This window comes from Mesorhizobium sp. M3A.F.Ca.ET.080.04.2.1 (assembly GCF_003952525.1).
In the GTDB taxonomy this organism is placed as follows: domain Bacteria; phylum Pseudomonadota; class Alphaproteobacteria; order Rhizobiales; family Rhizobiaceae; genus Mesorhizobium.
On record NZ_CP034451.1, the window covers coordinates 1260280 to 1286415 of the forward strand.

Consider the following 26136-nt stretch of genomic DNA (forward strand, 5'->3'; position numbering starts at 1 on the left):
CCGGTTGTTGGGGAACGTCCGGTTTGCTGCCAATGTGTCCACCGACAAGGCAAGCCGGACAGACTAGGCCCGTTGCTGGAGCACAGACACGGCAACGGGCCTAGTTCTCCGATGCTGCCGCCGCTGCTATGCTTCGGCGCTATGCCGCGCCGCGAAACCCAGCTGGAAATGGCACAGCGCCACGTCCGTGAAGGCGAAGAGCGCATTGCTCGCCAGCGGGATCTGATCGAGCGGCTGGCCGAACATGGCCACCCTACCGACGAGGCGGTGAAGATGCTGCAGGAGTTCCAGGCGATCCAACTCGAACACATCACCCATCTGGAACGGCTGCGGAATTCAGAGTGAGCGGCTAAGTGTTCATGCATGTCGTTTTCGCAAAACCGCTGCAGAGTTTTGCGCGACATGCTGTAACGCTTGTTATGGCGAGATGGCGGCCGGCGGCGCAATGTTGTTTTGCCTCTGCCCGCCCCCCGGCATGGGGTAGTGCCCGGCCCGCTGATCCTGAGCCCAAGCTCGATCGAGCGGGCCGGGTCTTTCCAAAGGCCTTCAGGGCGCGTTCCCCGCAGCGCCGACGCTAGCCGACCAGCAGTCCGACAGCGAAAAAGACGACGCTGAAGCCAAGTATCGGCGCGAGTATCCAGCGCGCCTGGTAGACGCTGCGATCCATCAGAGCCTCCTCAATTGCACGAGTTGGGAACGGACCGCCGGAAACTTGGTTCCGGGCGCAAAAGTCCTCAGGCGATGGTCCCGCCGGGCATCGGCCAGGAGCCTGGGAAGGCCGGCTGCGCCAAATGGCGGCCGCCCCACAGACGCAAATTCGAAGGTTCTGCTTCTTCGGACGGCAGGCGGCTTGCTGAAGCGCGCGCTTGCCATTTGGCGGCCTACGACGTAAGTCCTACGTCAATGGGCCGCACACATTGGCATTGTTCCCAACTTGCGGTCGTGCCTGAAAGGTGCAAGGCTCAAACCGGGTAGAGACACGGGCGGACATTGCCGGCATCAACGCCGGGAGTGTTCGATGGGCATATGTATTTTCCGCAATTTCTTGTGGGAATGACGGCGACACTTCTCGCGATCCTGGGCTGGACATTGGTGAGCACCGGATCGGTCTGGGCAGCTTTGGGCTGGACATTCCTCGCGGCCGTCGTGCTGCAGGCAGGCTACTTCACGGCCGTGCTGTGGCTGGTGCATGGCGAGAGCCGGTCGGCCGACGAGTCGAAGTCCGACGCCACCGCGGGGCCGGCCAAGCTGCCGGGCCCGTTCGAGCGCGACGGCATCATCCATGCCCTGATTGCGCGGCTGTTCCCGAGGCAGATGCCTTAACGGGACTTCCAGTAACCGAAAGTCATATCCGTGCAGCGACGCGCGTGATCTCCCCCCTTGAGGGGGAGATGGCCGGCAGGCCAGAGGGGGTCGGTTCGACCGGACTCGGCCTGTTTCTCGCGGCAGATGAAGGTTGGCGCTCCACGCGCGGCGACCCCCTCTGTCGCCTTCGGCGACATCTCCCCCTCGAGGGGGGAGATCACGCGCTCCGTCGCCCCGTCAGCGCGCAGTGGCGGGCGTGGCCGAACGCACCGGGACCGAGGACGAGAACACCACGAAGGCAAAGACCAGCACGGCGGCGGCGACGATCAGCGAGCCGACCGCCACGACCGGCTCGACCTCGGGATGACCGGCCGCCAGCATCCAATAGAGCGCCGGCAGCATGATGACGATGCCGACCGTGTAAAGGCCGTAATGGATCATGGCGACGCGGCGCTCGGCCTTGGCCGGGTTGAGCGCGTAATAGCCGCCGAAGATCGCGCTGGTGACCCAGCCGAGAAGGTTGATGTGGGCGTGCGCCGGGAAGGCGCCGTGATCGCCCGAAATCGCCATCTGCAGCCCGGCCGCTATGCCCAGGACGAGAAACACGATGGCCGTCTTGAAGAAGAGTTCCGAAACCCGTGGCATGATTGTCCTCCCAATGCCCAGTCAAACCCGACTCTGCCAAGTCTACACGTCGCAATGCATATTAGCCAATGCGCGGTTGTGGCGGCGGCGGCTTTTGCGCAGCGTTGTCGAAGCCAGGGCTGCTTCGACGGACCTGCACCAAGCGAGGGTTCAGCCCCGGGGCTCGGGTAGCCGAAGAGGGATGGCGCGGCCTTCAAAGGCGCGGCTAGCTGGCGCTTATCATCGCCTCGAGTTGCTTGCGCTCCTCGTCGGACCATTGACCGGGATCTTCGCCATGAGCCGATTTGGCGTGAAGCTCGACATGCTTCATCACCTCTTCCGCGCTTTGCGCCGTGAAGCTTCCCGGACAGGCTTCCATCCCCGGATAGTCTCTGCACCGATACGTATATGGCATTGCCGGCTCCGCACATTAGAGAGTGCTTAAATGAGCGAGCGGAGTCGGGCTTTTGTCAATGGCTTTCCTGACGAAAGCCGGAGCGAGATCTGAGACGCCGGCGGGACAGCGCCTCCCTCTGCCCTGCCGGGCATCTCCCCCAGGAGGGAAGAGATCGGCAGCTTCATTGCTGCCGTTTCTTTGCTGCCACGAAAAATGCCGCCGGGGGAACGGCGGCATCAATTATTACCCTCTGGTCGGTAGCACCCGACTTACGGCTACCCTCTGGTCGGTGGTAGCGCCCGACTTACGGCGTCGTAGACGTCGCCGCGGCGGCCTCGTCGATCTTCTGCGACAGCACGTCCTTGGCCCAGTCCGTGACCTCCTGGTCGACCGGCTTGTTGGCCATGTCCTGGAGGGCCTCGTCGAGCGATTGATCGTCGGGAGCTGGCGTGTTGGCAGCCGCGGTCTCGGCATCGGTGAGTGCCTGGTTGGCATCATCCACCGCGGTCTGCTGATCCGCGATCTGTGCTTCGACATCCGCGATCTGGTCGGCCAGTGCCGCCTTCTCGTCGTCCGTCATCTGGGACTGGTCGATGTTATTGAGGTCTGTCAGCTGCTGGTTGAGCGCGTCGAGCTTGGCCTGTTCGTCGTCTACGGCCTGCTGCGCGGTCTCAACCGCGGCCTGCGCGTTCTTGGCTGCCGCAGCCTGCGTCACATAGGCCTGGACGGCGGCGAACTTCGGGCTCTTGGAGTTCAGGTAGGCGTTGATGTTGCGCTGCAATGAATTCAGCCGGCCCAGCTTGGCATGGAGGTTCTTCTCCTTCGGCGTCGCCGTGTCATCGGTGTCGTCGTCCACCTGCGATTTCGCGAGCTGGCCCTTGGCTGACGCCGACTTGCCGTGCGTGGCGCTGCCGCCGCTCTTGCCGCTGCTCTTGCCGCCGCCGCCATTGCCACCGGCATGGCCGTGACCGCCACCATTGCCGCCGCCATTGCCGCCACCATGACCGCCGCCATTGCCATTGCCGCCGGCCATCGCCGGAGCCGCCGCGAGCGCCAGAACGGCAAGCGATGTGAAAAGGATTTTTCGGATTTTCATAATACCTCCTGCGGGTCTACTGAAATCGCCACCTCACCCGACCGCTACGGCGTGTCGTATGAGAATTCCCTAACTGAATGCAGTAAACTTTAGACAGTTGCGGTAGCGATGTGCGAGCAAGCTGCCCCGCAGGCCTGCAGAGCGTCGCAGAATGCCCCTTATGTCCTTGAAATTGCTGATTAAATCAAAGGCCTTAGGCGCGCTCGGCCGTTTGCAACAATGAGTGCCCATGTCCTCCCCGACCATGGTCCCAAGGAGCGGGTTTTCCGGCTCGCGAACGGCGTGAACGAACAGGTGAAAGGTGCTGAAATCAATGGCTTGTGACGCTCAAGCAGCAGATCGCGGCGGCACAAACTGGCCCGCTCGTGCTTACGTTGGTGTGGCCGGCCTGCAAGGTAGGCAAGGCGCAAGGACGCATGCGAAGTTTCGCATTGCCGGTTCGGCGTCAACTGCGTTTCAGGTCGGGCAAGCTCCCGCCACGCTGCTGAGTTTCGGCACCGAGACCGTGGTCGAATAGTTGATCGGGAACTGGTCGAAATAGGGGAAATCGATGACGTAGGCGTAGCTGGCGGTCAGGTGCGCCATGCAGAAGCCGCCGCTTGCCGGATCGGTGACAATCGTCACGCTCACGTTCTTGAGGCCAAGCGCTGTCAGCTTCTGCGTCGCGATCGCCTGGATCTGCGACTGGGTCATCGTGTTGTTGAGCTGCAGCGAGCGCGCGGAGGCCTCCAGCGTGTAGCGAACGCTGGAGTTGGAATTCATCGACCAGCCGAAGGCGAAAATCCCAAACAACAGCATGATGAGGACAGGCGCGATCAGCGCGAACTCGATGGCGCCGCCGCCCGAAACATTGCCGGCAAACGCCTTTGGATTCAGCCGCTTGCAGCGAGACGCAATTGGGGTCAGAAAACCGCTGCGCATTTTTCCCGGGCTTCGCCTAGCGGACACGGACCACCTGTTGATGGTCCATCGCCGTGTCCTCCGGGAACGGGCCGAAACTGAAGGGCGGCGTCCAGGTGCCCGACGCCTGGATCTCGACGTAGATCGTGGGCACTTTCGATCCCGCGCACATGGTCGACGCCGACGCCACCACAATCGTCCCGCATTTATAGACGCGGTTCACCGTGACGGCCGCGTCCGTAGGCTTTTTCTCCCAACTCGCCAGCGCGGCCGCTTGCGTGGCGTTGTCGTCGCTGGAGCCCGCCAGCACCAAATTCGCCGCCGTCTTCACGCCGGCGCGCATCGAGAGCGAGTGGGTGACGTAGGACCAGCCATCGACGGTGCCCAGCAGGGCGACGCACAGCACCGGCAGCACAAGCGCGAACTCGACCGCGGCGGCGCCGGATCGGTCTCTGCGGAAACGGGTCGCCGGTGGTTGCATGGCGCCTACTCGACGAGCTTTATCGACGACGCGGCCGTGATGCCGCTCATCCCAAGGCTCGAGCAGTCCTGATTGATGGTGGAGTTGCCGGACCATTTGATGGTGTCGGCGACGACTTGCGTGCAGCCGTTCTGGCCGGAGAAATTACCGAGATAGTTGACCTGCTGCTTGGGGAAGTAGATGGCGCCGGTCAGCGAGGAGGTCGCGGTGCCGTTGAAGGTGCTCTGTGCCGCAGTCCCGGTCCGGTCGCCGTAAAAAAGCACGCCGGAATAGGTTCCGGAAGTCGGGGCGCTGAGCGTCACCGTGGCGTTGCCGTTGATGCTGACGGTGTTGCTGCCCGACATGTAGATGGTCACGCCGTTGGTGCAGGGTGAGGCGCAGGTGATGACCGCGCCGGCATTGATCTTCAAATTGCCCTGCACGATATAAGTGCCGGAAGTAAGCGCGACATTGCCATTGAGGTTCATGCCACTGCAGTATGTACCGGCCTGCAGTGTTTGCGTTGTCTTGCTGCCGTTAACGTTCTTGCAACCGCCACTGGGTGTTGGCGCCGGCAGGTTCGCGAACGGATCGGACGCCGGCAGCGCCTGAGTGATCTTCGAGGCGCATTTCGTGGTCACTGGGTTGTTCAGCACCATGCCGCCGACCGAAATCAGGCAGTCGGCCGCCAAACCCGCCGATCCCTGCACGGTGATGGCATCACTGGCGGTCGAATCCGACATGACGGAGCAGCCGTTGAGCTTGACGGTGGTGTTGCCGGAGAAGAGCGCCGCCTGCGCGGCCGAGTTGCTGAGCGCCAGCACGCAAGCGTAGGAGGCGTCGGTGATCAGCGCCACTGCCCTGGCCTGCTCGGGCACCTTGCTCGATGAGAAGATCGAGGTGAACATCCGGTCGAGGTTCTGGTTGAGGATTACCTCGACCGCCTTCTTTGCCGTATAAGCCCCCGACGTCGGCGGCGTGTGGACGGTGATGGTGCCCGTGCCCAGCCCGTTTTCGGTCGCCGATGCCGTGGCGGCCGCGGTGATGGTCGCAGTGTCGGAGCCCCAGGACTTCTCCACGGCGCCGGCATAGGCGGCCGCGTCCGCCGTCGACTGAAGCCTCAGGCTCGAATAGTACCAGTAGGACGTCTCGACCCCGAGCCCGGCCCCGCCGACGACAATCGGCAGGGTCAGCGCGAAGATGGTGGCGACATTGCCGCCCTCCCCCCTCCGCAAGCCGCGAGAGAGGAATTTTTTGATGATCCGACCGAGTTGTGTCATGGCCGAGCGCGCCCAAGCTATCCCGGCGACCACGTCATCACCCGTGGATAAAGGAATGCCTAATTTTTTCGCTCGACTTGCGAAGGTCAGACTGCAGAGGCCAGTCTCACCGACTTGTGGCGCAAACAGTAAGACTTTAGACCCATCGCCGCTAGGACTTAAGGCTCAAACCACGGAAAACATTTATATTTTAGACTTTTTGCATTTTAACTTTTTCGGAAATCGCTCGTAGAGGCCGCTGACGTATCACTCTGCCATATCCGGCGAGGGGTGCTTTCCATGCTTGCGCAATTCTGGGCTTCGAAGGGCGGCAACTTCGCGGTGGCGACCGCTGTCGCCGCGGTGCCGCTGATGCTTGCCGTGGCCGGCGCCGTCAACCTGGTGGGCACCAGCGACGACGCCGCGCAATTGCAGAACTCGCTCGATGCGGCCGGCCTCGCCATCGGCACGAAATACATGGCCAGCATGTCGGCGAGCGACGTGCAGCAGCTCGGCCAGACCTTCTTCGCGGCGAATATGAGCGTCGCCGACGCCGGGGAGTATGCGGGCAGCGTCTCGGCCTTCCAGGCGACGGCGAGCGGCAGTCCGAGCGGCTACACCATCGCGCTGTCGTCCAGCATCAGCCGCCCGTCCTTTATCAGCAGCGCGTCCGACTGGCAGGCGACGCGCTCCGCCTCGGTCAAGATCAAACCAGGGGCAGAAGCGTGCGTGCTGGCGCTCAATGAGCATGCCGACGATGCCGTCAACTTTCAGGGCACGACCAGCGTCGCCATGAATGGCTGCGTGATCGCCGCCAACTCCGACGCCTCGGACGCCGTCAACCGCGGCGGCTCGGCCGTCGTCAGCGCCGCCTGCGTCTCGACGGTCGGCGAGACCGAAGGCATGACACCGCCCAGCGCCACGCTCACCTGCGGCACGCCGCTGGAGAACCAGTACGCGTCCTTCGACCCACTGGCCGACGTCGTCCCTCCCGCGCTCGGGACTTGCAAATCGATGCCCAACGGCAAGATGGTGACGCTGTCGCCGGGCACCTATTGCGACAAGAGCTGGACCGGGAAGATCACTCTCAACCCGGGCGTCTACATCCTGCGCGGAGTGAGCGTGAAGCCCGGCGGCAATGGCACGCTGACCGGCGCGGGCGTGACGCTCTTCCTGATGGAAGGCTCGCAGATCTACATCAACGCCAACGAGCAGGTAAACCTGTCGCCGATGACAACCGGCCCCTATGCCGGCATCACCATCTACCAGCCCCACGGCAACACGTCGGCGCTGACGCTGAACGGCGGAGCCGGCTCGGTCATCAGCGGTTTCATCTACGCCCCCGACGCCACGATCACCTATGCCGGCAACTCCGACATGAATTCGCAAGGCAGCTGCCTGCGGCTGGTCGGCGACACGGTGCAGATCACGGGAAACTCGGCGTTCAAGTCGGACTGCGCGGCCGAACTCGGCAGCCGGGAGATGTATGCCAGCCGGATGATCACGCTGGCCAAGTGATCGCTGATCTCCCTCTCGAGCGAGATGGCCGCGAAGCGGCCAGAGCGGATCGTCTCACATAGATCGCCGGCGTGGTCTGTTGTGTCACGCCACGATATCCGCGCCCGGCTGTTCGTCGAACAGCACCGCGCAGCCGCGCTGCAAGGCCACTTGGCTCAGGGCGTTCACGGCCGCCTCGTCCGAGGAGACGAAATCGCCGGTCAGCACGCGCAGTTCCTCGACTGCCTTGGACATCGAGACGAGGCGCCCGGCCGAGCGATCGCTGGCGCAGGCGTCGACGACGCAGAGAAGATCGATGAGTTCGAAGTTGTCCATGGCGGCCTCCGCCCACAACATCCCTTCCGCGAATCAACGGCGCGATGGGCGAAGCGGTTCCCGCGCGTCGCGGTCACGGAAATGCGCAGCGGTTCCGGGCGACGTGCATCACTGCATGTCGCGCGAAAGTGTGCAGCGGTTTTGCGAAAACGACATGCATAAAAACAAAGACCCAAAGCGTATCGCCTGGATCCGTGTCAGCGCGAGGCGCTTTTAGCGCTGCGGCCGCGCCGGCGCATGGCTGAGATCGAAGTGGAACGGCAGGCACGGTTCCATGCAGGACTGGCGCATGGAGCCGGTCGTCGACGGATCGACGGGAAGCAGGACCACCATCTGCGCGCCGGGCTCCGGCCAGAGCGGCCTGCCGAAGGCGAGAAAGATGCCGGCGATCAATCCCGCCAGCAGGAGAACGGCGAAGGCGTTCGCGATCATTTCGCCCGGTTGCATGGAGCGCTCCTGACGCAGGATGCCTCAAATCGACATCGGCATCCGGCTCTAACCATCTGTTTTAGCCGCATTTCCGCGACACGAAGCGACTGCGCCCGGCCGCAAATGCTGTGAGGAGATGCCCGCCATATCGCAGGAAATGGCGGGCACCTCGTGGTCAACCGCCGATGAAGGGACTGTGCTCGACGGTCTGCGGCCCAATGATTTGCCGCGTAGGTTGTTTCAACAAATCCGGCATTTCGGGCCTCTGCGTCGCAGGGTGAGACTTCAGTCCCAGGGGCGCCATGGACCGTGGCCCGAGCGCCGGAACAATCATCCTTTGGCTCCGTTGGCCAGCATCGAAATCGGCAAAAGGAGAGGAAGTCATGGCCGACGGACCTACAGTTGTGAACAGCGGGAGCGGCGGCACTGCCATCGCGGTCGTGCTCGCCATCGTCGCGATCCTGGTGCTGCTGTTCTTCACCGGCGTCATCAATATCGGCGGTGGCGGCGGCGGCTCGACAGACGTCAATGTCAAGCTCGACACGCCGAAGGTCGAGGCGCCCAAGGTGGAGACGCCTTCCGCGCCGACGACCACCCCGGCGCCAGCCCCGGCCGCGCCTGCACCGGCGCCGGCACCAGCACCGGCCAACGGCGGCTGATAGCGGCGCAACCAATCGTGCCGGGTTGCGTTGATATACCGGCTACTCAAACTCGGCCCGCGCCTCGAGCGCGGGCCCTTTTTTCGCAACAGAAACGTCCGGGCAGCCTTCCCGCACTCGGCCCGATCAGTCCTCCAATTGCATGGGTTGATGGCCGGGCTGCTGATGCCAGACCACCTGGCGGAAATCGGTCAGTTCGACCACCTGGCTGCAGGTGGGGCAAATGTAGTTGTCGCAGCACTGGCGCAGCGCCGGCGGAGCCCGCCGGGCAGCAATGACCGGCGGACGGGCATCCGTTTTCGGAGCCTCATGAAGCATCGGTTTCCTCCCAGGTTGTTCGTTGATTATCCTGCGCCCAATGGTCTTTTCCCCCGCCCGGCTACGTCTCGCCCGGCCTGACGCGCGGCGCGCGCCCGACCAAGTTCGGGATCGTCCTGATCGGGGATTGCGTGGGCTGCGACGGTGTCGCCCAGACTGTTCGTCGAGGGTGCATCGAATCCTCCCTTTCGGGCGGGAACGGATGGTCCCTCAACCATCGTCGTGCCAGCGCGAGGGCCAGGAAAGCATCGAACAATCCGATTGCGCATTAACTTCGGATAAGATGCAATCAAAAAATTGAGAGGAGCCGTGACGCTCCCCAACTATATTAGCAATTTCTCATGAGCGGGCGTATGAGTCGGGCAGCGGTCGCCGGCGATCGCTGCGTCAGGCGCCGCTTTTGCTAGGGGAGAGAGTGCCATGGCCGAAACCGCAATGACCGTCAGCAAATTGGAGTCCAAGTCGCACGACAATCCCGACGAGGTCCGCTCGCCCGCCAAGACGCGTGTCGAGATCGTGCGGTTGCCGGGCTACTCCCTGGCACGAATGAATATGCAGCCCGGCTGGAGCTGGTCCGAATGCGTGAAGCCGGTGGTCAAGACCGAGAGCTGCCAGGTCTCGCATGTCGGCTATGTCGTATCCGGAAAGATCACCATCCGCATGACCGACGGAACGCAAAAGACCTTCGAGGCCGGCTCGTCCTACACCATCCCGCCCGGCCACGACGCCTGGGTGGAAGGCAACCAGCCTTTCCAATGCATCGAGGTCCTGAGCGCCGAGCAATACGCCAAGCCGGCATAGCGCGCCGGTTATCTCCCGCTCGAGGGGGAGATGGCCGCGAAGCGGCCAGAAGGGGTCGGTGCGACTGGGCTCGGCCTATTGCGGGGGCGAAGGAGGTCGGCGCTTGACGCGCGACGACCCCCTCTGTCGCCTTCGGCGACATCTCCCCCGCAAGGGGAAGACGGCTGGCGCCACACGGCAACTTGACAAGCAGACCGGTTTTGTTCTCATTATGTTCTGGTAAATATCCCTCTTGCAACAGTCGCTACTAATGCTGCGATGCGGTGCGGCGATGGAGCCGGGAGCGCGGGATGCCTGCCACGAACGCCACCGCCGGCGCCGCCACCATCCTGCATGCCGACCTCGACGCCTTCTATGCCTCGGTCGAGCAACTGCTCGACCCGTCGCTCAGAGGCAAGCCGATCGCCGTCGGCGGCGGCGTAGTGCTCGCCGCCTCCTACGAGGCGAAGATTTTCGGCGTGCGCGGCGGCATGCCCGGCCGCAAGGCGCGCGAGCTTTGTCCGCAGTTGATCTTCGTCGGCGGCCGCTTCAGCGAGTATCAGCGCCTCGGCGACGCGGCCATCAAGGTGCTCGACGACTTTACGCCCCTGGTCGAGCGCATCTCGATCGACGAGGCGTTCGCCGACGTCGCCGGCTGCACGCATCTGTTCGGGCCGCCGGAGGAGATCGCCAGGACCATCCGCCGCCGCGTCAAGGCCGAGCTCGGCCTGCCGATCTCGATCGGCGTGGCCCGCACCAAGCATCTCGCCAAGATCGCCTCGCAGGTGGCCAAACCGGACGGGCTGGTGGTGGTCGAGCCCGGCACCGAGATCGAGTTCCTGCACGATTTGCCGGTGTCGCTGATGTGGGGCGTCGGACCGGCGACCAGGGCAAGGTTGGCCGAGATCGGCGTCGAGACGATCGGGCAGCTGGCGCGCACGCATAGCGGCGCGCTGGAGCGGCTGATCGGCCACGCCGCCGGGCAGAAGCTGGCAGCACTTGCCTGGAACCGCGACCCGCGCCGGCTGGAGACGCACCGGCGCGCAATTTCGGCCGGTGCGCAGTCGGCGCTCGGCCGCAAGCCGGCGCTGCCCAGCGTCTTCGTGCCGACGCTGCTGCATCTGGCCGACCGCGTCGCCAGCCGCTTGCGCGCCAAGAACCGGCCCGGACGCACGGTGACGGTGCGCGTGCGCTTCGCCGACATGCGCGCGGTCACCCGCTCGGTAACGCTGGAGCAGCCGATAGCGGCAACCAACATGCTGGCCGAAATCGCCGAGGAGCTGGTGCGCGGCGTGCTGGCCGCCAACGCGCGAGAAAAGGAGATCTCGCTGCTGGCGATCTCGGTCTCGCATCTGGAGGAGACGCCGGAGCTGCAGCTCGAACTGCCGCTCGGGCTGGCCGACGAGAAGCTTAAGCCCGGCAGCCGCAGCGGGCTCGCCCGCTTCGGCGCCGACCGCGCCGTCGACAAGATCCGCCTGCGCTTCGGCCGCCAGGCCGTCGGCTACGGCACGGCGGCGCTGGAGGCGGCGCGCTCGGTGCCGGACGAATTCAGGGAACTGGCCGAGAAGGAGCTGTGAGCGCTTGATCTCCCCTCTCGAGGGGGAGATGACCGCGAAGCGGTCAGAGGGGGTCCTCGCGCGTGGAACGCCGACCTCCAATCAGGCCGAGTCCGGTCGGGCCGCTCTGGCCTGCCCGGCATCTCCCCCTCGAGCGGGGAGATCACGCGCTCCGCCGCTTTCGCCTGGCAGTACACTCAAAAAATTCCGCCCCCATGTCGGTCTTGCCAAGCCTCGCTCGTCCTTGGAGCATAGACCGGCAATCAACAGGAGAAACGATATGCCAAGCACTGTCTGCCTGCACCGCGTCCTGGCAACAAGGCCCGAGAAAGTCTACCGCGCCTTCATCGAGGCGGACGCGCTGGCGAAATGGCTGCCGCCGAACGGTTTCACCTGCACGGTGCATCACCTGGAGGCCAAGGTCGGCGGCACGTTCAGGATGTCCTTCCGCAACTTCACCACGGGCGACGGCCATTCGTTCGGCGGCGACTATGTCGAGCTCGTTCCGGGCGAGCTCGTGCGCTACACCGACAAGTTCGACGACCCCAACCTGCCCGGCGAGATGCAGGTGACCGTGGAGCTGAAGAAGGTCTCGGTCGGCACCGAGCTGAACATCACCCAGGCCGGCATTCCCGACGCCATTCCGGCCGAGGCCTGCTATCTCGGCTGGCAGGAATCGCTGAAGAACCTGGCGCGGCTGGTCGAGCCCGAGATCAATCAGTAGAGGGTCGCGATGGCGGGACGCCGATCTCCCCCCTCGAGGGGGAGATGTCGCCGAAGGCGACAGAGGGGGTCGGTCCGACTGGGCTCGGCCTCGTTGCGCAATGGAGGTTGGCGTTCCATGCGCGGCGACCCCCTCTGGCCTGCCGGCCATCTCCCCCTCGAGGGGGGAGATTAAGCGCTTCGCCGCTGCTTCAACCCGCCCCGACCGGCCAAGTCGGCGAGCCAGGAGCTCACCGCCGCGACCGGAGCCGGATGGCGTGGCTTGCGCGGCGAGACCACGTAGAAATCCGAACCGGGGGCGAGCACGGCGGGGATCGGCCGAACCAGCCGGCCCGATGCGATGTCGTCCTCGACGAAGAAGAGGCTGGCGAGTGCCAGGCCCTGGCCGGCGATGGCGGCCTCGATGGCGAGCGAGGTCTGGTTGAAGCGGATGTTCTTGGCCGCGGTCGGCACGTGGCCGGGGAAAGCCAGCTCCAGGTAGCGCGGCCAGAAACCATGCGAATCGTGCAGCAGCGGATAGCGGGTAAGCCTTTCCGCGGCGTCGGGGACGCCGAGCTTCTCGACGAGCAGCGGGCTCGCCACCGCGACGATTTCCTGCTCGAACAGAAGATCGGCGCTGAGGCCAGGCCCGAAGGGCGGCCGCCCGAGCCGCACCGCAAGATCGACCGCGTCGGTCTGGAAATTGGCCATGCGGTCGCTGGCGACGATGCGCAGATCGATGTCGGCATGGGCGGCAGTGAAGTCGGGCAGGCGCGGGATCAGCCATTTCGAGGCAAAGGTCGGCGTGACGCTGATGGTGATATGTTGCGGCTCCGGGCGCAGCGCCTCGGTCGCTTCGGCGATCAGCTCGAAGGCGCGCCGCACATTGGCGACATAGCCGCGCCCGGCCTCGGTCAGCGCCAGCGTTCGCGGCTGGCGCTCGAACAGCTTCAGGCCGAGCTCGGCCTCGAGCCCCCTCACCTGCTGCGCGACCGCGCCCTGGGTGACGCGCAGTTCCTCGGCGGCAAGCCGGAAATTGAGATGGCGCGTCGCCACCTCGAAGGCGCGGAGCGCGTTGAGCGAAGGGAGCCTTCCGATACCATCCGCCATGCGAGTAGTTTTTCTACTGGATAAAAAAAGCGAAACTGGTTCGCGCGATCGATCCGCTCATGATAACAGAGCAGGAACTTCAGCGCAAAGGCGGCTTCTTCGCCTTTGACAGGCAGGAATCGATAGCGACATGGCGATAGAAAAAGTGGCTCTTGTGACGGCGGGCGGCAGCGGCATGGGGGCGGCGGCGGCGAAGCGGCTGGCGGCCGACGGCTTCAAGGTCGGCGTGCTTTCCTCCTCCGGCAAGGGCGAGGCGCTGGGCAAGGAGCTCGGCGGCTTCGGCGTCACCGGCTCCAACCAGTCGAACGAAGACCTCAAGCGCCTGACCGACGGCGCGCTGGAGCGCTGGGGCCGCATCGACGTGCTGGTCAACAGCGCCGGCCATGGGCCGCGGGCGCAGATCATCGAGATCAGCGACGAGGACTGGCACAAGGGCATCGACACCTATTTCCTCAACGCCGTGCGTCCGACCCGGCTGGTGACGCCGGTGATGCAGAAACAAAAGTCGGGCGTTATCATCAACATCTCGACTGCCTGGGCGTTCGAGCCGAGCGCCGCCTTCCCGACCTCGGCCGTGGCGCGCGCCGGGCTCGCCGCCTACACTAGGATCTTTGCCGACACCTATGCCGGCGACAACATCCGCATGAACAACGTGCTGCCGGGCTGGATCGACAGCCTCCCGGAGACCGAAGCGCGACGCGACAGTGTGCCGATGAAGCGCTACGGCACCTCGGAAGAGATCGCCGCGACGATCGCTTTCCTCGCCTCGGATGGCGCCGCCTACATCACCGGCCAGAACATCCGCGTCGACGGCGGAATAACGAGGGCGGTGTGAGGTAGAGCGGGCGCCGGCTCAGGTCATCCGGGTCTGCGGGAATTGAGCGCCCACAGAACCCCTAAAAAGACCACTGAGGCCACCAGGACGATCGAATTGCCGACCACGATGTTCCAAAAGCGTGTCGGATCGTCGGCGAGCGCGACCCAATTCAACCTGCCCCGGACTTCGCCCGTCTTGATGCCGCAGGCGATGTTGTAGATCGCCAGCGCAGCAAGCGCCGCCATCAGCACAAAGAGGTCGTTGTTCTTGTTGCGATCCATGAGAGCGGTTTCTAATAGCGCTTGGTGAAATTTTGCTTACCTTGGGTAAGGCAGCGGCCGTGGCACCGGCCGCGCGCTTTCGCTGTCAAATTGTTTGCCCGACGGCTACCGTGCGGCGCTGCAACGGAGGCAAGGATGAGCACATCTTTCAAGCTGGGCATCGTGGGCGGCGCGGGCTGGCTGGGCGGCGCCATTGCGGGCGCGGCGCTGGCAGCCGGAGTCGTGCGCGCGGAAGGTCTCGCCCTCTCCTACCGGAGCGCGAAGCCGGAGCGTTTCCCGGGCGCGTTCTGGACCGACGACAACCAGGCGCTCGCCGACCGTTGCGATGTGATCATGCTTTCGGTGCGGCCGCAGGACTGGCCGCCGCTTGGGCTGGATGCCAAAGGCAAGCTGGTGATTTCGGTGATGGCCGGGATCAGGCTGGCCGAGATCGGCGACAGGCACGGCACGCGCCGGGTCGTGCGCACGCTGCCCAACGCTGCGGCCGAGGTCTCAAAATCCTACACGCCGTGGATCGCGAGCAGCGAGGCCACCGAACAGGACCGCGCCATCGTGCGGGCAATCTTCGATGCCTGCGGTCTGCAGGACGAGGTGGCGAGCGAGCGCGACATCGATTACCTCACCGGCCTGACGGGCTCGGGTCCCGCCTTCCCGGCCCTGCTGGCGAACGCGATGATGGTGCACGCGATCGGCTTCGGCCTGTCGCCGGAAGTCGCGCGCCGCGCCGTCAACACGGTGCTGACGGGGACCGGGCGGCTGCTCGAGCTCAACGACGCCTCTCCCCCCGACACGGTCGAAGCCTTCCTCGGCTATCGCGGCACGACAGCCGCCGCGATCGAGACGATGCGGCAAGCGGGGTTCGACGAGGCGGTCGCCAAAGGGCTGGCGGCGGCATTCGAAAAGTCGATCGCGATGGGCAAGGCGTGAGCGGGCAGGCCGAGGCAGAAATCCTGGCTGAAAGTCGGCAAGGGCCGGTCGGGCGTGACCCCTGCAATGTCTCGAGTGCAGATCTTTTCGCCGGCCACAGCACCAAGCCAATTTGGGTCCGCTCGCCAATGCCAACACATGCAGAGGCCCAATGGGCATCAACGTAGCCGTTCTCGCCAGTGAGCCGGAGATCTGTCGCATACGTGTGGCGCCTTTGCTCGACGCGCTGACACGCGCCGGGGCGATAGCGGACTACGTGCTGCTGGACCGCGACCTGGCTCCCATCGGACGACGCGGCTTCGACGCCTTCAACGCCGTGATCGTGCAGCGGAACGTCAGCAGGGCGCAGCTCCGTTTTCTGGCGCGTCAGCGTCTGCGTTTCGTCTATGACATCGACGATCTGCTGCCGCGGCTGCCGGCGCACCAGCATCGCAAGAAGCAGGAGACCAGCCGCAGGATCGCCTGGTGCCTCGCGCATGCGGACGCCGTATCGACCCCTAACCAGAAGCTTGCAATCGAGCTCGAAGAGGCCACCGGCGTAAGTCTTCAAGGCCGCGGCATCGTCGTCCCGAACGGTCTGGAACCCGTCGCGGTCGACGAGAGCGGATGGGCCGTCCCGGCCAGGCAATTGCTTTGGGTGTCCAGCGACCTTCCGATGATCGAGACCGAGGCGCCGGGCCTGGCCGAGGCGATTGCCACCGCCGCGAACGAACTCGGCCTGAAGGCGATCCTGATCGGCCGCTTCCCGGATCGCATCAAGTCGCTGTTCGACCGGATCGACTATATCCCGAGACTTGGCTTCGCGGACTATCGGAGGTTTCTGGCCTCGCTTCGCCGGACGATTGCCGTCGCGCCCTTGCCCTTCCATTCGGAAAGCCACCAGGCCTTCATCGATTCGAAATCCGACATCAAGGCAGTCGATTTCCTTGGCCACGGCATTCCCGCGGTCTACTCGGCGGCATGGCCATACCGGAACAGCGATCTCGACCTCGCGCCGCTGGTGGCCAACGAGCCGCATCGCTGGCGCGAGGCGATCGCGGACGTTGCCGGGCATCCCGCCGGGCACATCGATGGCCCGAAAGTGCAGGCCGTTCACCGCCAGCGATCATACGCGACCGTCGCGACCATGCTGGGCGACCAGCTTGCCCGATCCGCCATGCCCTATCGGCCGCTGCCGCGCCCCTCGATCAACTCCGTCCTGCGCGGATGGGAGCAACGCATACGGCAATGGCGGCGGTCCCGACGCAAAAGCGCGTCGCGCTGAATCGGATTCAGGCGACGCGCTTTAAGTCTTCGCTCTTATGCATGTCGTTGCCCCAGAACCGCTGCACACTTCTGGGCGACATGCATTAGAGCAATTGACCGTTACACGGAAAGGAACTGGCTCAGGCAGCGGACATCCGGCTCGCGACCTCTTCGATTCTCGTGGCGGCGAGCTCGATCCCGGTGGTCATTTCGGTTGTCGCGACATAGTCGTGCGCCAGCTTGCTGAGGCTCGCCCGCTTGCTCTTCACGACACGCGCGGCCTCGGCGATCGCCGACGGCGAGGCATCGGGTGAAAGCACGAGGCCGGCACCCGAGGCGCTGACATGCGCGGCATAGCCGCAGTTCTGCGTCGTGACGACCGGCACGCCCGCCGCAAGCGCCTCGACGATGACCGTGCCGGTCACATCCAGGCGGGCAGGATGAACGAGCAGGTCGCAGGCGCCGAAAAGCCTGTCGAGCATGGCGTGGTCGGCCGCGCCGACGGCGACAATGCGATCACGGCAGCCTCGCCTGTCGGCCTCCTCGAACATCCGGCGCGCGCGTTTGTGCGCGGGATCGACGCCGGCGACCAGCAGCAGTGCGTCCGGCGCCAGGGAAAGCGCGGCGACAGCGCGGTCCAGGCCTTTGGTTCGTGGCTGCACGCCGATCCATAGCCACGCGTTCTGTCGCTCCTCGATGCCGAGGGAGCGGCGCAATTCCTGCCGCTCGGGGTCGGGCAGCGAGGGAAGAATGCGGCGGGGGGCGAGCGTGGGCGGCAGAACCGTGATACGTTCGGGCCGGATCGACCATGCGCGCCGGTAGGCATCGGCCTGGGGCTGGCTGAGCATGAGCAGGGCCGTGTTCGAGCGCGGGCCGCAACAGGCCTCCTCCAGCTGCCGCATGACGCGGTAGCGCGGCAACAGCTGCGATCGCCGCCGCTCGGCGAAGCACCAATCGCCACAATAGAGCACATCGAGCCCGGTCAGCTTCTGAAATCCGACGACCAGCTGCCTGCGGCGATCGACAGCGCCCTGAAGATCGCTCGCGAAGGCGGCCATCCGGCCATGATTGGTCAGACCCCGCGCCGGCAGTATGGTGATTGGAATGCCGGCCGCGAGTGGCCCCGCCGACGTGCTGTAGAGTCTCACGCGGTGTCCTCGATCGATCAGCACCCGCGCCACTCGCGCGGCATCCCGCTCAACCCCGCCCGCCCTGACGAGATCCGCGACTGCGATCGCAATCTCCATGCCGCTCCATCCTGCCATGTAGGAGCCTCGACTGCTCCCTACTCCAATTGCTCACCCGAACCGAAACCGCGAGGCCTCCCGCGGTCCGCAATGCTCCCAGCAGCAGGGGCGCTAACACACGCACGGATGTCTGTTAAGGCACAATACAGTGAGCCCCACAAGACAGCGTCACGGGTATACTGGTCCCCCGATCGGAACTATTCGCAGCACGCTAAAAAAGCATCTGCTTCAAGGTCGGAAAACGAACCGGCTCCTTCACCGGCGCGGCTTGTATTTTTGTGCCCATGCCCACGTCGCCGCGCAACAGGTTCGCTATCGGCGTTCCACGGTCAGCACCACGGGCATTCCCCAAGGCACGCCGAGCGGCGCTTGAAGAAGCGAGACCTTGCCGACCACGACCTGCGCTTCCCGCCGTGCGTAATGCTTCAGCCTGTAGTTTCCGGAGCGGACGCTCAGGCCGGCGATCGGCCGCCGCCTGGGCGATCGGCCGCCTGGGCGATCGGCGACGAGGCATGGCAGGCGACGATTCGCTCCGGTGAGAAGGCTGCGCGAAAACAAATGCGCGGTCTCGCGACAACCTGCCCAATCTTTTGGCAGGACATTTTCAGAAACAAACAATATTGAGTAAAATTGACCAGAATTCGCGCAATTAAGTGTATTAGGACTTCCTTATTATATTCATCTGCAAGAATTGATAGATGAAATGAAATTTTTCCCTGTACTCCATGGTGATTCCTTGGAACGATAGCGTGAGTTGCAAGTTGGTCCGCAAGCGGCCGGTGGAACCCCGCATCCGCCGATCGCGCGGGCCAGCATCACGAGGAAGGATCGACCGATGACCACCGTCGTCAACGCCAAGGGCGTCCCTCTTCCCTATAGCGGCGCTTCCACCCATTGGTTCTCGGCCACCGGCGCCGGGCCGGAAATGCACGGCACCTCCGGCAACGATTCCTTCTGGGGCGACACCAGCGTCAACGTCACCATGTATGGCGGCCCGGGCGACGACTACTACCACCTCTATTCGACGATCAACCGGGCGGTCGAGCTGCCCGGCGAGGGCGTCGACACCATCGACACCTGGATGAGCTACAAGCTTCCCAGCAATTTCGAGAACCTCGTCGTCACCGGCAACAACCACTTCGCGTTCGGCAACTCGATCGACAACATCATCAAGGGCGGCTCCGGCAGCCAGACCTTTGACGGCGGCCTTGGCAACGATGTGCTGATCGGCGGCGGCGGGGCCGACACTTTCATCATCACCAAAGACCATGGCAGCGATCTGATCACCGATTTCGGGGCCGACGATACGGTGCGCCTCAATGGCTATGACTTCACGTCCTTCGCCGACGTCAAGGCGCATATGATCCAGGCGGGCACGAATCTTCTGCTCGACCTCGGGTCGAACGAGGTGCTGGTGTTCAACAACACGACCGCCGACAAGATGCAGGCCAGCCAGTTCGAGCTGCCGATCGACAAGTCCGGAATGACGCTCGCCTTCTCCGACGACTTCAACACGCTGAGCCTTTCGGACGGGCACACCGGCACCTGGGATACCAACTTCTGGTGGGGGGCGCCGAACGGCAGCACCTTGACCGGCAACAACGAGCTGCAGTGGTATATCGACGCCAATTACGGGCCGACGAGCTCGGTCCACCCGTTCAACGTCGACAACGGCGTCCTCACCATCACCGCGGCGCAGGCACCAGCGGACATCAAGCCCTACATCAACAATTACGAATACACCTCGGGCCTGCTGACCACCCACGACTCCTTCTCGCAGACCTATGGCTATTTCGAAATGCGGGCCGACCTGCCCGAAAACGCCGGCGCCTGGCCGGCCTTCTGGCTGCTGCCGGAAGACGGCTCGTGGCCGCCGGAGCTGGACGTCGTGGAAATGTACGGCCAGAACCCGAACCAACTCCTGATGACCGCGCACACCAACGAGACGGGAACGCATACCAAGATCGGGTCGACGGTGAACGTCTCCGACACCGACGGCTTTCACACCTATGGCCTCTTGTGGACGCCGGACAAGCTCGTCTGGACCTATGACGGCGTGCAGGTCGCGGAAGCGGCGACGCCCTCCGACATGCACAAGCCGATGTACATGCTGGTCGATCTTGCGATCGGCGGCCAGGCCGGCGTGCCGCCCGATCATCTGGCCACGCCGGCGCAGATGAAGATCGACTATATCCACGCCTACACGCTGGACGATCTGCAGCAGGCCCATGTCAGCATAGCGGGCGAACCCACGGCCTAGGCAGCGGCGCAATGGACCAGCGCTGCCAAGAGCTTGCGGGACTGTCGAGGCCGCCCGGCCTGCGGCCGGTGTTCCGGCGCGCCGTCGCCGATCTCGGCCTGTTCTCGCTGCTGATCAACATCCTGCTGTTGGTGATCCCGCTCTACCTGCTGCAGGTCTATGACCGCGTCCTGCCCTCCTCCAGCCTCGAGACGCTGATCTACCTGTCGGCGATCGCGGTTGCAGCGCTCGCCTTTCTCGGGCTGCTGGACGCGGTTCGCGCCATCTACGCGCAGCGCGTCGCGGCCACCGTCGACCGGAGACTGGGCGCGACGACATTCGCCGCCTCGCTCGGCGCCAGACATGCCGGCGGCCTGTCGCCGCTGCGCGACCTGGCCTCGGTCTGCGCCTTCATCAGGTCGCGCGGGGTGGCGGTGCTGTTCGACCTCCCCTTCGGACCCGTCTTCCTCGCCTTGCTCTATCTCATCCACCCGGTGCTGTTCTGGCTGACGCTGGCGGGTGCGGTGCTCCTGCTGCTCCTGGTCGTGGCCAACCAGCTTGCCATCGGCAGGAACGACGCCTTGGCCCTGGAGCGCTCGGCCGTCGCCAGCCAGGCGGAGCAGGCCTTTGCCCGCAATGCCGAGACGCTGCGCGCCATGGGCATGGTCGAGAATGCCGCGCGGGTCTGGGGACGGCAGGTGGCGGAAGCGCTCGCCCTGCACGACCGCTCCGCCGGCGCCAACGCTGTCTTCAGCGGCGCATCGCGGGCACTGCGCATGGTGCTGCAGCTGGCGATCCTCGGCGCCGGCGCCTGGCTGGTGCTGGAAGGGCAGATGACGGCGGGCATGATCTTCGCGTCCTCGCTGGTGTCGTCGCGCGCGCTGCAGCCGCTCGACCAGCTGATCGGGTCCTGGCGGCAGATCGTCGATGCCAGGCGGGCGTGGACGCGGCTGCAGGCCGCGCTGGCGGCGCAACCGGCGGAAGCGCGCAAGCTCGCTCTCCCCGACCCGAGCGGCGCAATTGCGGTGCAGGACCTGTTCTTCCTCGCGCCGAATGCGGGTTTCGGCACCGAGCCCATCCTCAAGCGCCTGAACTTCGCCATTCGCGCAGGCGAAGCGGTGGCGATCGTCGGTCCGAGCGGCGCCGGCAAATCGACGCTGGCGCGGCTGCTGGTCGGCGCGCTGCAGCCGAGCGGCGGCTCGGTCAGCATCGACGGCGCCGAGCTTAGAACCTGGGACGAAAACCAGCTTGGCCGGCAGATCGGCTATCTGGCGCAGGAGGTGGAGCTCTTTCCCGGATCGATCGCGGAAAACGTCGCCCGCTTCGACCCAGCAGCGCAGGACGGCGCGATCGTCGAGGCGGCAAAGCGGGCAGAGGCGCACGAGCTGATCCTGGCGCTGCGCGACGGCTACCAGACCATGATCGGCGCGTCAGGCGCGCTGTCGGGCGGCGAGCGCCAGCGCATCGGGCTGGCGCGCGCCCTCTACGGCAATCCGCGCATCCTGGTGCTCGACGAGCCCAGCACGCATCTCGACGGCAGCGGCGAGGCGGCGCTGGAAGCGGTGCTTGCCGCGGCGCGCGCCGCCGGGGTGACGACCATCGTCATCACGCACCGCCCCGCGATTGCAGCCGCCTGCGACCGCGTGATGCTGCTGCGCGGCGGCGTGATCGAAGCCTTCGGCGCCAGCGCCGAGGTGCTGCGGCAGCCGGCAGCGGCCAAGCCGAACACGGTGGTGACGGGATCGTTCGCGCCGACCATCCGGGCGCACAGCATCCGCTTCGGGTCTTAGGCGATGGAACAGAGCCTCGCCTGGGACCGCCAGCCGCGCACCGACTTCCGCCGCGTGGCATTGACCGGATATGCGGCGATAGCGCTGCTGGCCGGCGGCTTCGGCTACTGGGCGGCCCTCGCGCCGCTCTCGGGCGCGGTGATCACGCAAGGCACGATCGCGGCGACGGGCGGCAACATCCTGATCCAGCATCGCGAGGGCGGGATCATCCAGCAACTGCTGGTGCATGAGGGCGACCGCGTGCGGCAGGGCCAGCCGCTGGTCCTGCTCGACCGGACGGCGGCCGAGGCGGACCTCAACCGGCTGACCAGACAGTCGATCGCGCTCACGGCAAGCGCGGCGCGGCTGGAGGCGGAGCGCGACGGGCTGGACAGGCTGGCGCCGATCAGCCAGGCCGCGCCGGCGCCCTTCCAGCAGGAATTCCAGGCCCTCATCCGCGAACAGCAGAAGGAGTTCGACGCCAGGCTCGCCCGCTTCCGCTCCGAACAGTCGATCCTGGCGCAGCGGGTCGCCATGCATCGCGAGTCGGTGCAGGGCCTGAACGCCCAGAAGCTCGCCATCCAGCAGCAATCGGACGTCGTCAAGAAGGAGCTCGGCATCAAGACCAGCCTGCTCGACAAGGGCCTGACCAACCGCACCGAATATTCGCAGCTCCTGCGCTCAGAGGCCGACCTCGTCGGCCAGGCCGGCGCGCTGGAGGCAAATCTTGCCGCGGCCAACACGCAGATCATCGAGGCCGAGCAGCAGACCGAGCGGCTGACCACGCAGCGCGTCGAGGAAGCGCTGACCAAGCTCGACGAGGTCCGCACCAACCTCGCCGACATCGAGGAGCAGAGGCGGGCCGCTCAGGCCGTGCTTGCCCGCACCACGATCACGGCGCCGGCGGCCGGCATCGTGGTGTCGTCGACCTACAATTCGGCGGGCAGCGTGATCGGCGCGGGCGAAAAGATCATGGAGATCCTGCCCACGGCAGCGGGGCTGGTCGTCGATGCCAAGCTGCGGCCGAAGGATGTCGACCAGGTGCGCGTCGGCCAGCCGGCCAAACTCAGGCTGTCGGCGCTCAACATGCGGCTGACGCCGGAGATGTCGGCCACGGTGACGCAGATCTCCGCCGACCGGCTGGTCGACCAGACCACGCACGAGCCCTATTTCCGCGCCAGGCTGAAGATCGCGGACCGGCTGCCGGCAGGCGTGAAGGCCGAGCAGCTTTATCCGGGAACGCCGGTGGAGGCTTTCATCAGCACCGGCGAGCGGACTTTCTTCGAGTATCTGGCGCGGCCGATGCTCGATTCCTTCGCGCGGGCGTTCACCGAAAGATGAGCGGCAACAACGCTCGCGCAGCCGAAGACAAACCGGCTGCGCCCTGCTAACAATCCGCCAGATTCGACAGAGCCAACCCGACGCAGCTGGCAACAATGAGCATCAACGTAGCTGTTCTCGCCAGCGATCCCGACATCGGGCAGATACGTCTGGCGCCTTTGCTTGATTCACTGGTCAAGAGCGGAGTCATTGCAGACTACGTCCTGCTCGACAACGACATGGCGCCAATGGGCCAGCGCAGGTTCGACCATTTCAACGCGGCCATTGCGCAGAGAAACATCAGCGGGACGCAATTGGATTTTCTGGCGCGCCGCCGCCTGCCGTTCATTTACGACATTGACGACCTGCTTCCGCGGCGGCCGTTCCAGCAACGCAAGCTGGAGCAGACCAGCCGCCGGATCGCCTGGTGCCTGGCGCATGCGGAGGCCGTGTCGACGCCCAACCAGAAGCTCGCAAGCGAGCTCGCGGAAGCCACCGGCGTCGATTTTCAGGATCGCAGCATCGTCGTTCCGAACGGCCTCGAGCCGGTCGCCGTCGATGCGAGCCGATGGGCCGTGCCGGCCAAGCGGCTGCTCTGGGTTTCAGGCGATGTTCCGCTGATCGAGACCGAGACGCCGGGCCTTACCGAGGCGATTGCGGCGGCGGCGAACGAGCTCGGCCTGAAGGCGATCCTGGTCGGCCGCTTCGCCGACAGCATCCGGTCGCTGTTTCGCCAGCTCGAGCACATACCGGGGCTGGCTTTCGCCGAGTATCGGCGGTTTCTCGCCGCGGCCGAGGCGACGATGGCGGTCGCGCCGCTGCCGGTGCATTCGGAGCGTCACCAGGCCTTCATCGATTCAAAATCCGACATCAAGGCGGTCGATTTCCTCGGCCACGGCATCCCGGCGGTCTATTCGGCGGCCTGGCCATACCGAAACAGCGATCTTGCGCCGGGACCGCTGCTGGCCAACCTGCCCGGCTGGCGCGAGACGATCGCCAGCGTCGCCGCGCATCCGGCCCGCCACATCGACCTTGCAAGCGTCGGCGCCGTGCATCGGCTGCGGTCCTATGCGACCGTCGCCGCGGTGCTCGGCGAGCGGCTGGTCGCCTCGTCCATGCCGTCGCGGCCGTTGCCGCGGCCCTCGGTCAACGCTGCCTTGCGGCGCTGGGAGCGACGCTTCCGGCAATGGCGGCGAACCGCATTGCAGGGACGCGGCTGAAGCGGCCAGCCCGACGAGGTTTGCGCCGGCGAATGTCGTTCCCCTGGCCTCTGCCCCAAGGCATATGAATATTCGGAAGCGTTGGCGCGGCACTAGGGGTGGGGTCAATCCTCGTAAGAATCTTCATTTTAGGGCGGGCTCAACCTTCGTAAGAATCCATATGAGCAAAGCCCTGGCCCCCTGCCCGGCCCCCTCTGGGACAGGATTCGCCGGCTCTGGCCCAACCCGCACATGCAAAAGCGGGATGGCCATTATGAGCAGAGGCTTTATAACGGTGCCGAGATTTCCGATAATCATGGGGAGACGATGCGCTACATACGTCCGCATTCAATAGAAGATGCCGCCGGCCTTTTGGCCGGATCAACCGGCACGGCAGCCATTCTGGCCGGAGGCAGCGACCTCTTGGTGAGGATGAAGGGTGGCTTCATCGAGCCCGAGCTGATCGTCGACATCAAGGCGATCGAGGGCCTGAGCGAAATCAAGCAGACGGCAGACGGCTTCAGCATCGGCGCCGCGGTGCCCTGCGCGGCGCTGGGCGAGAACAAGGCGCTCAAGGCGGCCTGGCCGGGCGTGGTCGAGGCGGCCAATTTGATCGGCTCCAAGCAGGTGCAGGGACGCTGCACCATCGTCGGCAATCTGTGCAACGCCTCGCCGGCCGCCGACAGCGTGCCGGCGCTGGTGGCGGCGGGTGCGAAGGCCGTGGTCGTCGGGCCGTCTGGCAGGCGCACCATCGCGGTCGAGGCCGTGCCGACCGGACCGGGCCGGACCTCGCTCGCCAAGGGCGAGATCGTCGAGGCGATCCTGCTCGACAAGCGGCCGCCAAATGCGGGCGACGCCTATCTGCGCTTCATTCCGCGCACCGAGATGGACATCGCCGTGGTCAGCGCCGGGGTGAACCTGACGCTCGACGATGCGGGCGTGGTGAAATCGGCCCGCGTGGCGCTGGGCGCCGCCGCGCCGACGGTGCTTCTGGTCGAAGAGGCGGCCGAGATCCTGGTCGGCTCGAAGCTCGACCAGGCGACGCTGGAGCGGCTGGCCAAGGTCTGCTCGGGCGCCTGCCGCCCGATCGACGACAAGCGCGGCACCATCCATTTCAGACGAAAAGTTGCGGGTGTGCTGGCCACGCGTGCCGCCACCACCGCCTATAAGCGTGCAGGAGGCAAGTGATGGCCGGCGTAGCGGTTTCAACGACAATCAACGGCGACCACGTCGAGTATCTGTGCCAGCCCGACGAGACGCTGCTCGACGTGCTGCGCGACCGGTTGGGCCTCACCGGCGCCAAGGAAGGCTGCGGCACCGGCGACTGCGGCGCCTGCAGCATCATCCTCGACGACCGGCTGGTGTGCTCCTGCCTGGTGCTCGGCGCGGAGGCGGAAGGCCGTCAGATCGAGACCATCGAGGGCATGGCTCAGGGCGACCAGTTGCACCCGCTGCAGCAGAAGTTCCTCGAGCATGCAGCGCTGCAATGCGGCATCTGCACGCCCGGCTTCCTGATCGCGGCCAAGGACCTCTTGGCCAAGAACCCCGACCCGACCGAGGAGGAGATCCGCTTCGGGCTGGCGGGAAATCTCTGCCGCTGCACCGGCTATGACAAGATCGTGCGCGCCGTTCAGGACGCGGCCGCCGTGATGAAGGGTTGATGA

At 65.2% G+C, this 26136-nt stretch carries 29 protein-coding genes; 17 read left to right on the plus strand and 12 right to left on the minus strand.

The window, feature by feature from the left end:
* Positions 1–111 precede the first annotated feature (111 nt).
* Together EJ074_RS06085 and EJ074_RS06090 are read left to right on the plus strand one after the other, a co-directional pair.
* A complete protein-coding gene (locus EJ074_RS06085; RefSeq protein WP_245420641.1) occupies positions 112–345 on the plus strand; it encodes a hypothetical protein in 234 nt (77 codons plus the stop codon).
* 708 nt (positions 346–1053) lie between these two features.
* Positions 1054–1323 carry an exopolysaccharide production repressor protein gene (locus EJ074_RS06090; protein ID WP_245420638.1) on the plus strand — a complete coding sequence of 90 codons (270 nt, stop codon included), beginning with the start codon at positions 1054–1056 and terminating at the stop codon, positions 1321–1323.
* 219 nt (positions 1324–1542) lie between these two features.
* On the opposite strand, the gene EJ074_RS06095 is transcribed toward EJ074_RS06090, so the two are convergent.
* The 6 genes from EJ074_RS06095 to EJ074_RS06120 all read right to left on the minus strand — a co-directional run bounded on the left by EJ074_RS06095 (position 1543) and on the right by EJ074_RS06120 (position 6062).
* A complete protein-coding gene (locus EJ074_RS06095) occupies positions 1543–1950 on the minus strand; it encodes a hypothetical protein (RefSeq protein WP_095808930.1) in 408 nt (135 codons plus the stop codon).
* A gap of 205 nt (positions 1951–2155) precedes the next feature.
* The gene (locus EJ074_RS06100) at positions 2156–2344 is read right to left on the minus strand and encodes a DUF1059 domain-containing protein (protein WP_095808929.1); all 189 of its coding nucleotides are present in this window, start codon (positions 2342–2344) and stop codon (positions 2156–2158) included.
* Between the two features lie 286 nt (positions 2345–2630).
* A complete protein-coding gene (locus tag EJ074_RS06105) occupies positions 2631–3422 on the minus strand; it encodes a hypothetical protein (protein WP_095808928.1) in 792 nt (263 codons plus the stop codon).
* 456 nt (positions 3423–3878) lie between these two features.
* Complete coding sequence (locus tag EJ074_RS06110; protein WP_095808927.1) at positions 3879–4343, minus strand: TadE/TadG family type IV pilus assembly protein; 465 nt, start codon at positions 4341–4343, stop codon at positions 3879–3881.
* Between the two features lie 16 nt (positions 4344–4359).
* Positions 4360–4803 carry a TadE/TadG family type IV pilus assembly protein gene (locus EJ074_RS06115; protein WP_095808926.1) on the minus strand — a complete coding sequence of 148 codons (444 nt, stop codon included), beginning with the start codon at positions 4801–4803 and terminating at the stop codon, positions 4360–4362.
* Positions 4804–4808: 5 nt separating this feature from the next.
* Positions 4809–6062, minus strand: coding sequence for a pilus assembly protein TadG-related protein (locus EJ074_RS06120; protein ID WP_095808925.1), 1254 nt, complete (start codon positions 6060–6062; stop codon positions 4809–4811).
* Between the two features lie 279 nt (positions 6063–6341).
* Between EJ074_RS06120 and EJ074_RS06125 the strand changes: the two genes are divergently transcribed.
* The gene (locus EJ074_RS06125; protein ID WP_129552834.1) at positions 6342–7559 is read left to right on the plus strand and encodes a pilus assembly protein; all 1218 of its coding nucleotides are present in this window, start codon (positions 6342–6344) and stop codon (positions 7557–7559) included.
* Positions 7560–7643: 84 nt separating this feature from the next.
* Here EJ074_RS06125 and EJ074_RS06130 read toward each other — a convergent pair whose 3' ends face one another.
* Entirely contained in the window at positions 7644–7874 is a 231-nt protein-coding gene (locus tag EJ074_RS06130) for a hypothetical protein (protein WP_095808964.1), read from the minus strand.
* 213 nt (positions 7875–8087) lie between these two features.
* Positions 8088–8321, minus strand: a complete 234-nt coding sequence (locus tag EJ074_RS06140; RefSeq protein WP_095808923.1) for a polymerase — start codon at positions 8319–8321, stop codon at positions 8088–8090.
* A 365-nt stretch (positions 8322–8686) separates the two neighbouring features.
* Between EJ074_RS06140 and EJ074_RS29610 the strand changes: the two genes are divergently transcribed.
* A complete protein-coding gene (locus EJ074_RS29610) occupies positions 8687–8962 on the plus strand; it encodes a hypothetical protein (protein WP_095808922.1) in 276 nt (91 codons plus the stop codon).
* Between the two features lie 126 nt (positions 8963–9088).
* Here EJ074_RS29610 and EJ074_RS06150 read toward each other — a convergent pair whose 3' ends face one another.
* Positions 9089–9280, minus strand: coding sequence for a hypothetical protein (locus EJ074_RS06150; protein ID WP_095808921.1), 192 nt, complete (start codon positions 9278–9280; stop codon positions 9089–9091).
* 420 nt (positions 9281–9700) lie between these two features.
* Between EJ074_RS06150 and EJ074_RS06155 the strand changes: the two genes are divergently transcribed.
* The 3 genes from EJ074_RS06155 (at position 9701) to EJ074_RS06165 (ending at position 12340) form a co-directional block, all read left to right on the plus strand.
* Complete coding sequence (locus EJ074_RS06155; protein WP_095808920.1) at positions 9701–10081, plus strand: cupin domain-containing protein; 381 nt, start codon at positions 9701–9703, stop codon at positions 10079–10081.
* Between the two features lie 290 nt (positions 10082–10371).
* Entirely contained in the window at positions 10372–11637 is a 1266-nt protein-coding gene (gene dinB, locus EJ074_RS06160; RefSeq protein ID WP_095808919.1) for a DNA polymerase IV, read from the plus strand.
* A 259-nt stretch (positions 11638–11896) separates the two neighbouring features.
* Complete coding sequence (locus EJ074_RS06165; RefSeq protein WP_095808918.1) at positions 11897–12340, plus strand: SRPBCC family protein; 444 nt, start codon at positions 11897–11899, stop codon at positions 12338–12340.
* 170 nt (positions 12341–12510) lie between these two features.
* On the opposite strand, the gene EJ074_RS06170 is transcribed toward EJ074_RS06165, so the two are convergent.
* Positions 12511–13428: a LysR substrate-binding domain-containing protein gene (locus tag EJ074_RS06170; protein ID WP_176478473.1), complete on the minus strand. Its 918-nt coding sequence runs from the start codon at positions 13426–13428 to the stop codon at positions 12511–12513.
* A gap of 130 nt (positions 13429–13558) precedes the next feature.
* Between EJ074_RS06170 and EJ074_RS06175 the strand changes: the two genes are divergently transcribed.
* On the plus strand, positions 13559–14263 hold the full coding sequence (locus tag EJ074_RS06175) for an SDR family oxidoreductase (protein WP_095808917.1): 705 nt from the start codon (positions 13559–13561) through the stop codon (positions 14261–14263).
* Positions 14264–14286: 23 nt separating this feature from the next.
* Here the strand turns inward: EJ074_RS06175 and EJ074_RS06180 are convergent, their stop codons facing one another.
* A complete protein-coding gene (locus tag EJ074_RS06180; protein WP_095808916.1) occupies positions 14287–14526 on the minus strand; it encodes a hypothetical protein in 240 nt (79 codons plus the stop codon).
* A gap of 135 nt (positions 14527–14661) precedes the next feature.
* Here EJ074_RS06180 and EJ074_RS06185 point away from each other — a divergent pair, with 135 nt between their 5' ends.
* The gene (locus EJ074_RS06185; protein WP_095808915.1) at positions 14662–15453 is read left to right on the plus strand and encodes a pyrroline-5-carboxylate reductase dimerization domain-containing protein; all 792 of its coding nucleotides are present in this window, start codon (positions 14662–14664) and stop codon (positions 15451–15453) included.
* Between the two features lie 151 nt (positions 15454–15604).
* The gene (locus EJ074_RS06190) at positions 15605–16717 is read left to right on the plus strand and encodes a hypothetical protein (protein ID WP_095808914.1); all 1113 of its coding nucleotides are present in this window, start codon (positions 15605–15607) and stop codon (positions 16715–16717) included.
* Positions 16718–16838: 121 nt separating this feature from the next.
* Here the strand turns inward: EJ074_RS06190 and EJ074_RS06195 are convergent, their stop codons facing one another.
* Positions 16839–17945, minus strand: coding sequence for a glycosyltransferase family 4 protein (locus tag EJ074_RS06195; RefSeq protein WP_165349870.1), 1107 nt, complete (start codon positions 17943–17945; stop codon positions 16839–16841).
* A gap of 369 nt (positions 17946–18314) precedes the next feature.
* On the opposite strand from EJ074_RS06195, the gene EJ074_RS06200 reads away from it, so the two are divergent.
* The 7 genes from EJ074_RS06200 (at position 18315) to EJ074_RS06230 (ending at position 26133) form a co-directional block, all read left to right on the plus strand.
* Complete coding sequence (locus EJ074_RS06200) at positions 18315–18569, plus strand: hypothetical protein (RefSeq protein WP_128276691.1); 255 nt, start codon at positions 18315–18317, stop codon at positions 18567–18569.
* A gap of 211 nt (positions 18570–18780) precedes the next feature.
* Positions 18781–20205 (plus strand): family 16 glycosylhydrolase, encoded by a 1425-nt coding sequence (locus tag EJ074_RS06205; RefSeq protein WP_095808911.1) that lies wholly within the window; start codon positions 18781–18783, stop codon positions 20203–20205.
* Between the two features lie 11 nt (positions 20206–20216).
* Complete coding sequence (locus tag EJ074_RS06210; protein WP_245420636.1) at positions 20217–21974, plus strand: type I secretion system permease/ATPase; 1758 nt, start codon at positions 20217–20219, stop codon at positions 21972–21974.
* A gap of 3 nt (positions 21975–21977) precedes the next feature.
* Positions 21978–23294 (plus strand): HlyD family type I secretion periplasmic adaptor subunit, encoded by a 1317-nt coding sequence (locus EJ074_RS06215; RefSeq protein WP_095808910.1) that lies wholly within the window; start codon positions 21978–21980, stop codon positions 23292–23294.
* Between the two features lie 95 nt (positions 23295–23389).
* Positions 23390–24493: a hypothetical protein gene (locus tag EJ074_RS06220; protein WP_095808909.1), complete on the plus strand. Its 1104-nt coding sequence runs from the start codon at positions 23390–23392 to the stop codon at positions 24491–24493.
* A 306-nt stretch (positions 24494–24799) separates the two neighbouring features.
* Positions 24800–25660: a xanthine dehydrogenase family protein subunit M gene (locus tag EJ074_RS06225; protein WP_095808908.1), complete on the plus strand. Its 861-nt coding sequence runs from the start codon at positions 24800–24802 to the stop codon at positions 25658–25660.
* Complete coding sequence (locus EJ074_RS06230; protein WP_095808907.1) at positions 25660–26133, plus strand: (2Fe-2S)-binding protein; 474 nt, start codon at positions 25660–25662, stop codon at positions 26131–26133. Before EJ074_RS06225 ends, EJ074_RS06230 begins: the two co-directional genes overlap by 1 nt.
* Positions 26134–26136: the final 3 nt, after the last annotated feature.

What these genes read in the sequence shown, in the direction of transcription:
- EJ074_RS06190 (WP_095808914.1), top strand. Translation starts at nt 15,605, where the DNA reads ATGGGCATCAACGTAGCCGTTCTCGCCAGTGAGCCGGAGATCTGTCGC.
- EJ074_RS06100 (WP_095808929.1), bottom strand. Translation starts at nt 2,344, where the DNA reads ATGCCATATACGTATCGGTGCAGAGACTATCCGGGGATGGAAGCCTGT.
- EJ074_RS06175 (WP_095808917.1), top strand. Translation starts at nt 13,559, where the DNA reads ATGGCGATAGAAAAAGTGGCTCTTGTGACGGCGGGCGGCAGCGGCATG.
- EJ074_RS06155 (WP_095808920.1), top strand. Translation starts at nt 9,701, where the DNA reads ATGGCCGAAACCGCAATGACCGTCAGCAAATTGGAGTCCAAGTCGCAC.
- EJ074_RS06195 (WP_165349870.1), bottom strand. Translation starts at nt 17,945, where the DNA reads ATGGAGATTGCGATCGCAGTCGCGGATCTCGTCAGGGCGGGCGGGGTT.
- EJ074_RS06105 (WP_095808928.1), bottom strand. Translation starts at nt 3,422, where the DNA reads ATGAAAATCCGAAAAATCCTTTTCACATCGCTTGCCGTTCTGGCGCTC.
- EJ074_RS06185 (WP_095808915.1), top strand. Translation starts at nt 14,662, where the DNA reads ATGAGCACATCTTTCAAGCTGGGCATCGTGGGCGGCGCGGGCTGGCTG.
- EJ074_RS06230 (WP_095808907.1), top strand. Translation starts at nt 25,660, where the DNA reads ATGGCCGGCGTAGCGGTTTCAACGACAATCAACGGCGACCACGTCGAG.
- dinB (WP_095808919.1), top strand. Translation starts at nt 10,372, where the DNA reads ATGCCTGCCACGAACGCCACCGCCGGCGCCGCCACCATCCTGCATGCC.
- EJ074_RS06215 (WP_095808910.1), top strand. Translation starts at nt 21,978, where the DNA reads ATGGAACAGAGCCTCGCCTGGGACCGCCAGCCGCGCACCGACTTCCGC.
- EJ074_RS06150 (WP_095808921.1), bottom strand. Translation starts at nt 9,280, where the DNA reads ATGCTTCATGAGGCTCCGAAAACGGATGCCCGTCCGCCGGTCATTGCT.
- EJ074_RS06130 (WP_095808964.1), bottom strand. Translation starts at nt 7,874, where the DNA reads ATGGACAACTTCGAACTCATCGATCTTCTCTGCGTCGTCGACGCCTGC.
- EJ074_RS06125 (WP_129552834.1), top strand. Translation starts at nt 6,342, where the DNA reads ATGCTTGCGCAATTCTGGGCTTCGAAGGGCGGCAACTTCGCGGTGGCG.
- EJ074_RS06165 (WP_095808918.1), top strand. Translation starts at nt 11,897, where the DNA reads ATGCCAAGCACTGTCTGCCTGCACCGCGTCCTGGCAACAAGGCCCGAG.
- EJ074_RS06225 (WP_095808908.1), top strand. Translation starts at nt 24,800, where the DNA reads ATGCGCTACATACGTCCGCATTCAATAGAAGATGCCGCCGGCCTTTTG.
- EJ074_RS06170 (WP_176478473.1), bottom strand. Translation starts at nt 13,428, where the DNA reads ATGGCGGATGGTATCGGAAGGCTCCCTTCGCTCAACGCGCTCCGCGCC.
- EJ074_RS06220 (WP_095808909.1), top strand. Translation starts at nt 23,390, where the DNA reads ATGAGCATCAACGTAGCTGTTCTCGCCAGCGATCCCGACATCGGGCAG.
- EJ074_RS06110 (WP_095808927.1), bottom strand. Translation starts at nt 4,343, where the DNA reads ATGCGCAGCGGTTTTCTGACCCCAATTGCGTCTCGCTGCAAGCGGCTG.
- EJ074_RS29610 (WP_095808922.1), top strand. Translation starts at nt 8,687, where the DNA reads ATGGCCGACGGACCTACAGTTGTGAACAGCGGGAGCGGCGGCACTGCC.
- EJ074_RS06115 (WP_095808926.1), bottom strand. Translation starts at nt 4,803, where the DNA reads ATGCAACCACCGGCGACCCGTTTCCGCAGAGACCGATCCGGCGCCGCC.
- EJ074_RS06210 (WP_245420636.1), top strand. Translation starts at nt 20,217, where the DNA reads ATGGACCAGCGCTGCCAAGAGCTTGCGGGACTGTCGAGGCCGCCCGGC.
- EJ074_RS06140 (WP_095808923.1), bottom strand. Translation starts at nt 8,321, where the DNA reads ATGCAACCGGGCGAAATGATCGCGAACGCCTTCGCCGTTCTCCTGCTG.
- EJ074_RS06095 (WP_095808930.1), bottom strand. Translation starts at nt 1,950, where the DNA reads ATGCCACGGGTTTCGGAACTCTTCTTCAAGACGGCCATCGTGTTTCTC.
- EJ074_RS06180 (WP_095808916.1), bottom strand. Translation starts at nt 14,526, where the DNA reads ATGGATCGCAACAAGAACAACGACCTCTTTGTGCTGATGGCGGCGCTT.
- EJ074_RS06090 (WP_245420638.1), top strand. Translation starts at nt 1,054, where the DNA reads ATGACGGCGACACTTCTCGCGATCCTGGGCTGGACATTGGTGAGCACC.
- EJ074_RS06085 (WP_245420641.1), top strand. Translation starts at nt 112, where the DNA reads ATGCTGCCGCCGCTGCTATGCTTCGGCGCTATGCCGCGCCGCGAAACC.
- EJ074_RS06120 (WP_095808925.1), bottom strand. Translation starts at nt 6,062, where the DNA reads ATGACACAACTCGGTCGGATCATCAAAAAATTCCTCTCTCGCGGCTTG.
- EJ074_RS06205 (WP_095808911.1), top strand. Translation starts at nt 18,781, where the DNA reads ATGACCACCGTCGTCAACGCCAAGGGCGTCCCTCTTCCCTATAGCGGC.